This window comes from Sphingobium sp. CECT 9361, from assembly GCF_918741285.1.
Taxonomy (GTDB): domain Bacteria; phylum Pseudomonadota; class Alphaproteobacteria; order Sphingomonadales; family Sphingomonadaceae; genus Sphingobium.
In genome coordinates this window covers 451,766-463,742 of sequence record NZ_CAKKNC010000001.1, presented here as the reverse complement: position 1 = coordinate 463,742, position 11,977 = coordinate 451,766, and the positions used below count along the sequence as shown (strand labels likewise).

The following is an 11,977-nucleotide window of genomic DNA, read 5'->3' as shown; positions in this document are numbered from 1 at the left end:
TCAGCCGCCTGCGCCGCGTCGGTCGTGGACCGATTTTTTGCCCGTTCGACCGCATCGCCGCCAAATCGTCATGAACATCGCATTAATGATGCAGCACAGCGAACACTTCACAGATTGGAGCTAATTATGGGGCATCCCCTGATTTTGGAATCCAAGCATTATGTATTATGCCGCCAATAATACCGAGTTGAAAATCAGTAATGGTGCAACCAACTGGATGCCGACTCATAAACCGGGAACAATTCTCGGCACCAAATATGCCGATGTGTTCTATGCACTGGCTGGCGACAAGATGTCAGGCGGTCTGGGCGATGACCATTATTACGTGTGGAACAGCTCCTATTCTATCACGGAATATGCAGGTCAGGGCATAGATACTGTCTACAGCTATGCCTACACCCCCATCACGTTGTCGGCGAATGTCGAAAATCTGGTGCTGGCGGGGCCAGGTTCCACCATGGGTTTCGGCAACAGCCTAAACAACATAATAACCGCGGGAACCGTCGGCGCCTATATCAATGGCGGCATCGGCAGCGATGTTCTGGTCGGCGGCAAGGGGCTCGACACCTTCGTCATCAACGCTGGCGAAGGCTCCGACGCCATCTATAGCTTCACGTCGGGCCAAGATCTAATCCGCCTGGACGGGTTCAAGATCGGCGGCTTTACCCAGCTGCTGTCCCACGCGACGCAAGAGGGCAATGCCGTCAAGTTCTCGCTGGGCAATGGCGAAACGCTCATTGTGAACGACGCCACCATCGCGTCATTCAAGGCGACGGACTTCTCTTTCCTCAACGATAGCGCGGTCGTCATCGATGCACCGAACGCCGCGCCATTGGCCGGGCAAAAGACGCTGTCGGGCACCCATGCGGGGCAAACCAACAACGGCTGGTACGCCATCAACAATGTGTGGAATGCCGACCATCTGAAATATGGCACCGATTACACCAACAGCGTTTCTTACACGAAGAACGACCTGTCGACCGGCACGACCTTCAACTGGTCGTTCCCGACGCTGGACCTGAAGCCCGGAACGGCTGGCAGCATATTGGCCTATCCCGACCTGCTCTTCGGCGCGTCGCCTTTCTCCGGCGGCACCAATCCCGGCGACACGGCGCAGGTCTTCCCGGTCCAGCTCAGCCAGTTGAACGGGCTGAAGGCGAATTTCGACGTGGGCTATGGCGGTGACACGGCAGGCTTCAACGTGGCCTTCGATATCTGGCTGACCAGCAAGCCGGGCGGCGACGCATCGACGGTCACCAACGAAATCATGGTCTGGCTGCATCAGGGCGATTTCGAAGCATTCGGCGAGCGGATCGGCACCTATGTGGATGGCAATTTCGCGGGCACCATCTACCGCGCCCCCGGAACGCACTATACCGCTATCGTCGCCAACAGCGACACGCCGGTCGGTACGCTCGATTTCGTCAAGCTGTTCGCTACGCTGACCGACCTGGGTATCGTCAATCAGAACGAATATCTCGCCATGTCTCAACTGGGTGCAGAGGTCGTGTCCGGCACGGGTTCGCTGACGATCAACCAACTGACCTATGATGTGCAGACCAAGAACGCCGACGGCACTATCGAAGTCCAGCATGTCACGGGCGCAGGCACCACGACGCAGATCATCGATCCGGTTGCGACGGTCGATGGCACCAACGGCGACGACACGCTCTATGCAACGGCGACAAAATCGGTGCTGCATGGACTGGACGGCAATGACACGCTGATCGCGATATCGGGCGACAACACACTACACGGCGGCAAGGGCCATGACAGCTATGTCCTCCATTCCGCGCAGGACAAGGTCGTCGAGCTGGCCGGTGAAGGCATGGACACCGTGAAGGCCGGGTTCAGCTACACCCTGACCGATCATGTCGAAAACCTCATGCTGACCGGCACGGCCGCCATCAACGGTATCGGCAATGCGCTCGACAACGCGATCACCGGCAACGGTGCGGCGAACGTTCTCAATGGCGGCGAGGGCGACGACCGGCTGACCGGTGGCGCAGGCGCGGACACGCTGATCGGCGGCGACGGGTTCGACTTCGCCGCTTATGGCACCGCCACGCAGGGCGTGAAGGTCGACATGATCGCCACCAGCCTGAACACTGGCGACGCCCGGGGTGACAGCTATAGCTCTGTCGAAGGCCTCATCGGTTCCGAGTTCGGCGACTGGATTGCGGCGGACCACAATGCCAACACGCTGATCGGCGGCGCGGGCGACGACTATTTGTCGGCACGCAGTGGCAACGACGTGCTGAACGGTGGCACGGGCAATGACAAGCTGAACGGCGGCTGGGGCCAGGACATCTTCCAGTTCGAGGTTGGCGGCGGTCGCGACGTGATCGAGGATTTCAACTGGGCCGGACAGCACGATACGATCAGCCTCGACAAGGCGCTGGGCGTATCCAGCTATGCCGATGTCATGGCGCACGCCAAGCAAGTCGCGCACAACACCGTCATCACCTTCGATACCGGGGATTCGCTGCTGCTCTACAACACGCAGTTGAAGACCCTTGCAGTGGACGATTTCGCCTTCTTCACCTGACCGACAGTCGTCGATGCGGCGGTAAAACGGGCTGATGCGTTGTTTTGCCGTCGCGTTGACAAGAAATATTTAGCGATTACCCTGCTATTAAGGATATTCGGTAGGCATGGGAGGACGGCCCAGCCTCATTGCGGATATACCGTTCCAGGGCACATCGTACATGTTTCAAGGACTGACAGTTGGGGCCAGTCTCGCCTCTGACCGGTTTTCGAACCTGCCTGCACTGACGGGTCTACACCCATGACGGCGCTGACGACAGCGTCGCCACCCACCGTCGAAGGCACCGGGTCGGACCTGATGACAGCCGTGCGGCGATACCGCGCCGCGTGGATCACCGTCGGTTTCTTAAGCGCCGTGCTAAGCGTCCTGCAACTGAGCGGCGCGCTCTACATGATGCTGGTCTATGACTCGGTCCTGCCCAGCCGCAGCATCCCCACCCTGATCGGCCTGCTGATCCTGTTGGTCGGCATGTATGCATTTCAGGGCGTGTTCGACACGATGCGCACCCGCATATTGGGCGACATCGCGTCGGCGATGGACCGCGAATGGTCGCCGCGCGTGCAACGGGCGATTTCCGACGCGGCGCTGCGTGGCCACGCTATGCCCGGCGACGGTCTGACGCCGATGCGCGACCTTGAAAACATCCGCACCTTCATGTCCGGTTCCGGCCCCGGCACGATCATGGACCTGCCGTGGATCCTGTTCTTCCTCGGAATCCTGTTCCTGCTGCACGTCTGGATCGGCGTCACGGCGCTGATCGGCGCGATCTTGCTGCTGGGCCTCACGGTCCTGACCGACCGCGCGATCAAGGCGCCCGCTGCCAAGCTCAGCCAGGTCGCGGCCTATCGCAATGGCATGGCCGAAACCAATCTGCGCCATGTCGAACTGCTGACAGCTCTTGGCATGCGCAGCCGGATGGAAGAACGGTGGCAGAATATCAACCGCATGTTCCTGTCCGCACAGAGCAGCCTTGCACGCTCGACCGGGGTGTTGGGCGGTCTCAGCCGTCTGGGTCGCCTGTTCCTGCAATCGGCGATCCTGACCGTTGGCGCGCTGCTGGTCATCGACGGCAAGGCCAGCGGCGGCGTGATTTTCGCGTCCTCCATCCTGTCCGCGCGCGCACTGGCGCCGATCGATCAGGCGATTGCCAACTGGCGCGCATTCGCTGCGGCAAAGATCGGCTGGCGACGGCTGTCCAGATTGCTGCACGACATCCCCGTCGAGCCGGAACGCCAGACATTGCTGCCCGCACCGACCATGCGGCTGGACGTGCAGAGCCTGTTCGTTGCCCCGCCGGGTACGCAGAAGCTGACGGTGCAGGGCGTCGATTTCACGCTGGAAGCCGGCCAGGCGCTGGCCGTCATCGGGCCAAGCGCGGCGGGAAAATCCTCGCTGGCACGCGCCCTCGTCGGCGCGTGGCGTCCTGCGCGCGGTGCCGTGCGGCTGGACGGCGCGACTCTCGATCAGTGGCCGTCCGACATATTGGGCCGGTCGATCGGCTATATGCCGCAGATGGTCGAGCTGTTCGAAGGCAGTATCGCCGACAACATCTCCCGCTTCATGCCCGGCCAGAATTCCGATGCCATCATCTCTGCGGCAAAAGCAGCGGGCGTGCATGACATGATCGTCGCCATGCCGCTGGGCTATCAGACGCCGGTGGGGCATGACGGCGCCAGCCTCTCCGCCGGACAGCGGCAACGCATTGGCCTTGCCCGTGCGCTGTACGGCGATCCGTTCCTCGTGCTGCTCGACGAACCCAATTCCAATCTGGATGGCGCAGGTGAGCGGGCGCTGAGCGCTGCCATCCTTTCCGTCCGCGCGCGGGGCGGCATCGCCATCGTCGTGGCGCATCGCCCCTCGGCGCTTGCCGCCGTCAATCTGGTGCTGGTGATGCGCGACGGTCGTGCCGACGGCTTCGGACCGCGCGACGAGATATTGGAGAAATTCGTGAAGCTGCCTTCGCCGCCCTCCCCGACCTCGCCCGATTCCTCCGCTCAGCAGCAGGCTGCCTGACATGACCGAACACGCCCTTGCCCTGTTGCCGCAGAGCGCGGCAGCCCCCTTCGAACCCGAAGCGCGCCTCAATGGCACGCTGAAAACCGCGGTCGGCCTGATGGCGGTGCTCGTCTTCGGGATCGGCGGCGCAGCGGCGCTCATTCCCATCGGCGGCGCCATTGTCGCCAGCGGGCAATTGGGCGTCGAATCGCACGTGAAGCAGATTACGCATCCGACCGGCGGCACCGTCGCGCAAATTCTGGTGCAAAATGGCCAGCATGTCCGCAAGGGCCAGTTGCTGATGCGCCTGGACGACAAGGTGCTGGGCACCGATGCGCAGCTTTCTGCGCTCTCCGTCGATCAGTTGACGGCGCAGCGCGCGCGGCTGGAGGCCGAACGGCTGGGCGATAGCGCCATTCGCTTTCCCGAAGCGCTGGCGAAACGCACCGACTTCAGCGCGAAGAGCGCCATGGCCGACGAGCAGAAGCTGTTCGCCATTCGCCGGTCGGAAGGCTCCGGCCTCTCCGCGCAACTGCAATCGCGCATCGGCCAATATGGTCAGGAAATCGCCGGATACCGCGCGCAAATCGCCGCGCTGCAAAAGCAGGCCGTGCTGATCAAGCCCGAGCTGGAGGGCGTCCGCGAACTCTATGGCAAGAAGCTGGTGACGCTCAATCGCGTCAATCAACTGGAGCGTACCTCGGTCGACCTGAGCGGCAGCGTCGGCGCGCTCAATGCGCAGATCGCCCAGACGATGGCGAAAATCGCCGAAACGCGGCAGCAGATCATCCAGATCTCAGAGACGCGCCGTTCCGACGCGGGCGTGCAGCTTGCCGAGATCAACTCCGCCCTCAATCAGCAGCAGTCGCGCAGCGTGTCGGCGATGGACGCACAAAGCCGCACGATGATCCGCGCGCCGTATTCGGGCGTAGTGGACAAGCTGTCCGCCGCCACCATCGGCGGCGTGATCCGCCCCGCCGACGTGATCATGGAAATCGTGCCCGATCAGGATCGCCTGCTGGTCGAAGGCGCCGTCAATCCTGCCGATATAGACCGCGTCCATGCCGGTCAGGTCGCGCGCATCCGCCTGACCTCGGCCAACGCCACGGCAACGCCCGAACTGCAGGGCAAGGTGGTGTTCGTCGCCGCCGAGCGGACCGTCGATCCGTCAGGACAGCGAAGCTATTTCCCGGTTCGCGTGGAAATCGACGCGCGTGAAGCCGCAAAGAACAATGGCGTGAAGATGAAGGCCGGGATGCCCGCCGAAATCTTCATGGAAAGCGGCAGCCGCACGATGCTGTCCTATCTGACCAAGCCGCTACGCGACCAGATCCAGCGCGCTTTCCGCGATAATTAATATACGGATTTAGACGTTCGCGGGATTGAAACGGCGGCCATGCTGAACGTGTTTGGCGCGTATAGCCTGTGAACCGTTCCCCCGCGAAAGCGGGGGTCCAGGGCACCAAGACGCTGCATGCCCCACACTGGACCCCTGCTTTCGCAGGGGAACGGTGGGGGGGGCATAGCTAATGGGCATAAGAGCGAAAGCCTTACTTCCCCTTCTTCATCGCCTGCACGGCGGCCAGCGTGTTCTTCACATGCGCGGCATAGCTCATTTCGCTGTGCACATAGGCAATGCGGCCCGTAGGGGCGATCACATAGGATGTCCGGTTGGACAACGTCGTGCGCTGCGGCAGGACGACGTCATAGCCTGAGATCACAGCCGGACCGGCAGACGCCACGGTGAACTTGTTACGGCATTCCTCGACCGAGAATTTGGCGAGCTTGTCGACCGGGTCCGCCGACATGCCGATCACCGTCGCCCCGGCTTTCTTGAACGCATCGGTCGCATCGGCAAATTCACGTGCTTCGGCAGTGCAGCCCGGCGTGAAGGCAGCAGGGAAGAAATAGAGTACGACCGGCCCCTTCTTCAGCTCGTCCGCCAGATGGATCTGCCGCACTTTCCCCGCCAGCGCACCGCGCGTCGTGAAGTCAGGCGCCTTGGCACCCACGGCCAGCGCGGCATTGGCGGCGGCAGGCGCGAAGGCCAGAGCAGTCGCAGCGATCAGGGATAGGCGTAGTTTCATCGGTACACTCCTACAGGGCGCGGGTCGGGGGTTCCCACAGTTCGATGGCATTGTCTTCAGGGTCATGAATACGGGCAAAACGCCCGACATCGGGATGATCCCAATCGGCATTGGTGATGATCGCAATTCCCGCCTCACGCAAGCGCGCGAGCATCCCGTCGAGGTCGGCAACACGGAAATTGATCATGAACGCCTTGTCCGCCGCGAAATAATCGGTGTCGGCCTTGAACGGCGCGAATATCATCGGTCCACCCTGAGTGATCCATGCCCATTCGTCGGCCGTCTGATCGGGATCGGTAACGCAGCCTGCACCGATGCCCAGATGCGCCTTGTACCAGGCCGACAGCGCATCGGGATCTTTCGCCCGAAAGAACAGCCCACCCATTCCCAGAACCGGCATCGTCCTTCTCCTATGGATGGCCGTAGGCGAGTCGCGCCGCCACAGCGCATGACAATCCAACCTTATCATACCCCACAAAGCCCGCTAGAGCACAGCGATGCTCAGCCGCCTCACCGTCAGCGACTTTCGCAACCATGAGGATGCCCTGATCGTCCCGGCGCATCCGTTCGTGGTGCTCACGGGGGAAAATGGCGCAGGCAAGACCAACATATTGGAGGCTATCTCGCTGCTCGCGCCGGGACGCGGCCTGCGCGGCGCGGCGTTGCGCGACATGGCGCGGCAAGGGGGCAGCGGCGGCTTCGGCATCGCGGCGCAGGTCGACGATGTCACCATCGGCACCGGAACCCTGCCCGACGCGCCCGACCGGCGCACCGTGCGGATCGGCGGCAGCCCCAGCGCTGCGACTGCGCTGGCCGAGCGTCTCTCCGTCCTATGGCTCACCCCCGCCATGGATCGCCTGTTCGCCGAAAGCCCCGGCGGACGGCGGCGGTTTCTCGACCGGCTGACGCTGGCCCTCCATCCCGGCCATGCGACGCACAGCACCCGCTACGAAGCGGCGATGCGCAGCCGCAACAGCCTGCTCGCCGACGCCCGCGCCCCCGATCCGGCATGGCTGTCCGCGCTGGAAAGCCAGATGGAGGTCCATGGCACTGCGTTGACCGAGGCCCGAAGCGACACCGTCGCGGCATTGGCGCAGACGCTGCTGACCCAGCCCGATGGCCCGTTCGCGCGGCCCCTACTCACGTTGGAAGGCTGGAGCGGAAACGACGTGCCGCTTTCCGACCAACTGCGCGAAGGACGCAGGCGCGACGCTGCCGCCGGACGCACCCTCACCGGCCCGCATCGCACCGACCTGCTCGTCATCCACGCGGCTAAGGATCAGCCCGCCGCGCTCTGCTCCACCGGCGAGCAAAAGGCGTTGCTTCTCTCGATCATATTGGCCCATGCCGCCCTGGTATCGGACCGCGCGGGTCATCCGCCGATCCTGCTGCTGGACGAAGTCGCCGCCCATCTCGACCCTTCACGCCGCCTTGCCCTGTTCGATCGGCTGGCCGCCACGGGCGGGCAAGTGTGGATGACCGGCACGGAATCCGCGCTGTTCGAAGGGCTGCCGGACGCCACCCGGCTGCATGTCGAAGCGGGCCACATAGCCCGCGTCTGAAATGTTCCCCTCAATTGAACGCAGGATGAACGGTGCACCCTGCCCTCGCAACGTTTTGCCGCAGTGCGGTAGCGGACGAACCGAGGATCGCCTTTAACCCCCTCAAGCCAAAGCGAGGGGTCGCAAAAGATAATGCAAGCTATAGTTCGGGCGCTCTTTGCGCTGGTCGTGTCGCTCGGCCTTATTTCAGCGAACACATCGGCCATGGCAGGCACCTTGCAGTGCGCACCCTATGCCCGTCAGATTTCCGGCATTCAGCTTTTCGGTCGCGCAGCAGACTGGTGGCAACAGGCAGAAGGTCAATATGATCGCGGCCAGCAGCCCCGCGTAGGCGCAGTCCTGTCCTTCTCGTCCAGCCGTTCGATGCCCGCCGGTCATGTCGCCATGGTCAGCCGCGTCGTATCCGGCCGCGAAGTCCTGCTCACCCACGCCAACTGGTCCTATCGCGGTGGCATCGAACATGATGTCCGCGCCGTCGACGTGTCGCCCAACAATGACTGGAGCGACGTGAAGGTCTGGTACGGCCCGATCGGCAACCTCGGCAAGCGGTCCAATGCCGCACGCGGTTTCATCTACCCGTCGAAATCGACGCTTTCCGAGAAGCCGGTGCAGATCGCCGCTCTCGACATCGCGCGCTCGCGCTAAGCCGCCAAACGTCCTTAACCCGTTGCTAGGCATTCGCTGCCTATACTCGTTCCCGTTCAAAGCGTTACGGATCGGGATCACAGGCATGGGACGATTTCAGGGCAAGATCGCGGCATGGCTGCTCGCTTCCGGCCTCGCCCTTTCCATAACGATGCCGCTACGCGCCGCCGACATTCTGCAATGCGTTCCCTATGCGCGTGTCGTTTCCGGCGTGTCGCTTTATGGCGACGCATGGACATGGTGGGATCAGGCCCCCGGACGCTATGATCGCGGCCACCGTCCGCGCAAGGGGGCGGTGCTGGCATTCCAGCCCTTCGGCCCGATGCAACTAGGCCATGTCGCCGTCGTCAGTGCGATCCTGTCATCCCGCGAAATTCTGATCCGCCACGCCAACTGGTCGTCCCCCGGCGCGATCGAGGAAGACGTCCGCGCCATCGACGTGTCCGAAGACGGCGACTGGAGCGAAGTCCGCGTATGGCACAGCCCGACCGGCCAGATGGGCGCGCGCATCAATCCCACCTTCGGATTCATTTATGGCGAAGGCGCGCGGCTGCATCCGTTCAACGGCATGAGCGGCACGCGTCTCACGCAAAACGTCGCTTACGATAAAGCCGATGGCGACGACATCGAAGAGGCCGCTCCCGCGCGCAAAAAGCCCCCGCGCCTCGCTTATGCCGATGTCACCCGCAGCGACGATGTCCGCACGCTGGCCGACATCATCCGCGACGTGAAACGCACCGCGAAAATCAGATAACGCTACAATCAGATAGGCGTTACTCGGCGGCGGCGTCCGCATTCTCTGCGGGATTTTCGTACCAAGCCTCGACGGGGCCGGACAGCTTGATGGTCAGCGGCTGGCCGTGGCGATCCTTGGTCTTGCCGGCGGCAACGCGAATCCAGCCTTCCGAAATGCTGTATTCTTCCACGTCATTGCGCACGCGGTCCTTGAAGCGGATGCCGATGCCGCGCTGAAGCACGTCCATGTCGAAATGCGGGCTGCGCGGATTGGTCGACAAGCGGTCGGGCGGCGTATCGCCAATCGGCGCGTCCGTTTCAGGAACTGGGGTTTCTGGCGTATCGGTCATTGTCATATCCTGCTGGAAAGCCGTGCGCCTAACCCCGGACGGGCCACGGCGTCAACCGTCACGCCCGCACTTCGCCCACCACACCGGCGCTGTTGTGCCGCAAAGCGGTCAGCACCGTATGCACGATGCCGTCCGCATCCAGCCCCGCGTCGGCATATTGCTTTTCCGGCTTGTCCTGATCCTGAAAGAGATCCGGCAGACGCAGCGTGCGGATTTTGAGGCCCGCATCGGTGAGACCCAGATCGCTCGCCAGCGTCAGCACATGCGCGCCGAGACCGCCGACCGAGCCCTCTTCCACCGTCACCGCCACATCATGCGTGGACAGCAGCTTGCGGATCATCTCCTGATCCAGCGGCTTGGCAAAGCGCAGATCGGCAACCGTGGTGGACAAGCCCTTGGCCTCCAGCGCATCCGCTGCCTTCAGCGCTTCCTCCAGCCGCGTACCGAGCGACAATATCGCAACCTTATGCCCCTGCCGCACGATCCGGCCCTTGCCGATTTCCAGCAGTTCGGGCGTTTGGGGCAGCGCAACGCCGGTGCCATTGCCGCGCGGATACCGCACTGCAATCGGCCCGCTGTCATGCTGCGCACAAGTGTGCACCATGTGCACCAGTTCGGCTTCGTCCGCCGCCGCCATCACCACGAAATTGGGGAGCGTCGCCAGATAGGTCACGTCGAAGCTGCCCGCATGGGTGCTACCGTCCGCGCCCACCAGACCGGCGCGGTCGATGGCGAAGCGCACCGGCAGATTCTGAATCGCCACATCATGCACGACCTGATCATAGGCGCGCTGCAGGAACGTCGAGTAAATCGCGCAGAAAGGCCGCATCCCCTGCGCCGCAAGACCCGCAGCAAATGTCACCGCATGTTGCTCGGCAATACCCACGTCGAATGTACGGTCGGGGAACAGTTCCTGAAACTTGTCCAGCCCCGTCCCAGCCGGCATCGCCGCCGTAATCGCGCACACCCGGCTGTCCTTCTGCGCTTCGGCAATCAGCGCCTTGGCAAATACGCCGGTATAGCTGGGCGGTCCCGGCGGGGCTTTCGCCTGCGCGCCGGTGACGACATCGAATTTCTGGACGCCGTGATATTTGTCGCTCGCCGCTTCGGCAGGGCCATAGCCTTTGCCCTTCTTGGTCACGACATGGACCAGAATCGGGCCCTCCTCGGCATCGCGGACATTTTCGAGGACGGGGATCAACTGGTCCAGATTATGCCCGTCGATGGGACCGACATAATAGAAACCCAATTCCTCGAACAGCGTACCGCCCATCGCCATGCCGCGCGCAAATTCGTCGGTCTTCTTCGCGGCTTTCTGCAGCGGCAGGGGCAATCTGCGCGCGACGCGCTTCAACGCATCGCGCACCGACAGGAATTCACGGCTCGACACGATGCGTGCCAGATAGGCCGACAGACCGCCCACCGGCGGCGCAATCGACATGTCGTTGTCGTTAAGGATCACGACCAGCCGGTTGCCTGCTTCGCGCGCGTTATTCATCGCTTCATAGGCCATGCCCGCCGACATCGCGCCGTCGCCGATCACGGCAATGCCCTTGCCCGGTGTGCCTTTCAGCTTGTTGGCAATGGCGAAGCCCAAAGCCGCGCTGATCGAAGTCGAACTGTGCGCCGCACCGAACGGATCATATTCGCTCTCTGCCCGCTTGGTGAAGCCCGACAGACCGCCGCCCGCACGCAATGTACGGATGCGATCGCGACGCCCCGTCAGCACCTTGTGCGGATAGCATTGATGCCCCACGTCCCACACCAGCCGGTCGTTGGGCGTGTCGAATACATAATGGATCGCCGTGGTCAGCTCGACCACGCCCAGTCCGGACCCCAGATGGCCACCGGTCACACCGACAGCCGAAATCACTTCCTGCCGCAACTCGTCGGCCAGTTGGGAAAGCTGTTCGGGTTCCAGTTTGCGCAGGTCGGCAGGCAGATTAACCTGATCGAGCAACGGGGTAGAGGGGCGTTCTGACATAATGAAGCGTATCTCCTGGCCCCAGCTTAGCCGGTTCCGCTTTTCCTGTCGAATGTCGTAATATTTCAGAA

General features: G+C 62.7%; 10 protein-coding genes. 6 read left to right on the top strand and 4 right to left on the bottom strand.

The window, feature by feature from the left end:
- Positions 1 to 160: 160 nt before the first annotated feature.
- The 3 genes from LQ220_RS02080 to LQ220_RS02070 all read left to right on the top strand — a co-directional run bounded on the left by LQ220_RS02080 (position 161) and on the right by LQ220_RS02070 (position 5,900).
- Positions 161 to 2,548, top strand: a complete 2,388-nt coding sequence (locus LQ220_RS02080) for a hypothetical protein (RefSeq protein ID WP_230186617.1) — start codon at positions 161 to 163, stop codon at positions 2,546 to 2,548.
- 240 nt (positions 2,549 to 2,788) lie between these two features.
- Entirely contained in the window at positions 2,789 to 4,561 is a 1,773-nt protein-coding gene (locus tag LQ220_RS02075; protein WP_230186616.1) for a type I secretion system permease/ATPase, read from the top strand.
- A gap of 1 nt (position 4,562) precedes the next feature.
- Positions 4,563 to 5,900, top strand: coding sequence for an HlyD family type I secretion periplasmic adaptor subunit (locus LQ220_RS02070; protein ID WP_230186615.1), 1,338 nt, complete (start codon positions 4,563 to 4,565; stop codon positions 5,898 to 5,900).
- Between the two features lie 193 nt (positions 5,901 to 6,093).
- Here LQ220_RS02070 and LQ220_RS02065 read toward each other — a convergent pair whose 3' ends face one another.
- Both LQ220_RS02065 and LQ220_RS02060 read right to left on the bottom strand, forming a co-directional pair.
- Positions 6,094 to 6,630: a peroxiredoxin gene (locus tag LQ220_RS02065; RefSeq protein WP_230186614.1), complete on the bottom strand. Its 537-nt coding sequence runs from the start codon at positions 6,628 to 6,630 to the stop codon at positions 6,094 to 6,096.
- 10 nt (positions 6,631 to 6,640) lie between these two features.
- Positions 6,641 to 7,030 (bottom strand): VOC family protein, encoded by a 390-nt coding sequence (locus tag LQ220_RS02060; RefSeq protein ID WP_230186613.1) that lies wholly within the window; start codon positions 7,028 to 7,030, stop codon positions 6,641 to 6,643.
- Positions 7,031 to 7,127: 97 nt separating this feature from the next.
- Between LQ220_RS02060 and recF the strand changes: the two genes are divergently transcribed.
- From recF to LQ220_RS02045, 3 genes are all read left to right on the top strand, one after another.
- Positions 7,128 to 8,192, top strand: a complete 1,065-nt coding sequence (recF, locus tag LQ220_RS02055; RefSeq protein WP_230186612.1) for a DNA replication/repair protein RecF — start codon at positions 7,128 to 7,130, stop codon at positions 8,190 to 8,192.
- Between the two features lie 132 nt (positions 8,193 to 8,324).
- Positions 8,325 to 8,837, top strand: coding sequence for a CHAP domain-containing protein (locus LQ220_RS02050; protein WP_230186611.1), 513 nt, complete (start codon positions 8,325 to 8,327; stop codon positions 8,835 to 8,837).
- An 85-nt stretch (positions 8,838 to 8,922) separates the two neighbouring features.
- The gene (locus tag LQ220_RS02045; RefSeq protein ID WP_230186610.1) at positions 8,923 to 9,591 is read left to right on the top strand and encodes a CHAP domain-containing protein; all 669 of its coding nucleotides are present in this window, start codon (positions 8,923 to 8,925) and stop codon (positions 9,589 to 9,591) included.
- 19 nt (positions 9,592 to 9,610) lie between these two features.
- On the opposite strand, the gene LQ220_RS02040 is transcribed toward LQ220_RS02045, so the two are convergent.
- Together LQ220_RS02040 and dxs are read right to left on the bottom strand one after the other, a co-directional pair.
- Positions 9,611 to 9,877, bottom strand: coding sequence for a DUF3297 family protein (locus tag LQ220_RS02040; protein WP_230187230.1), 267 nt, complete (start codon positions 9,875 to 9,877; stop codon positions 9,611 to 9,613).
- A gap of 103 nt (positions 9,878 to 9,980) precedes the next feature.
- Positions 9,981 to 11,906 carry a 1-deoxy-D-xylulose-5-phosphate synthase gene (dxs, locus tag LQ220_RS02035; RefSeq protein WP_230186609.1) on the bottom strand — a complete coding sequence of 642 codons (1,926 nt, stop codon included), beginning with the start codon at positions 11,904 to 11,906 and terminating at the stop codon, positions 9,981 to 9,983.
- Between the last annotated feature and the right edge of the window lie 71 nt (positions 11,907 to 11,977).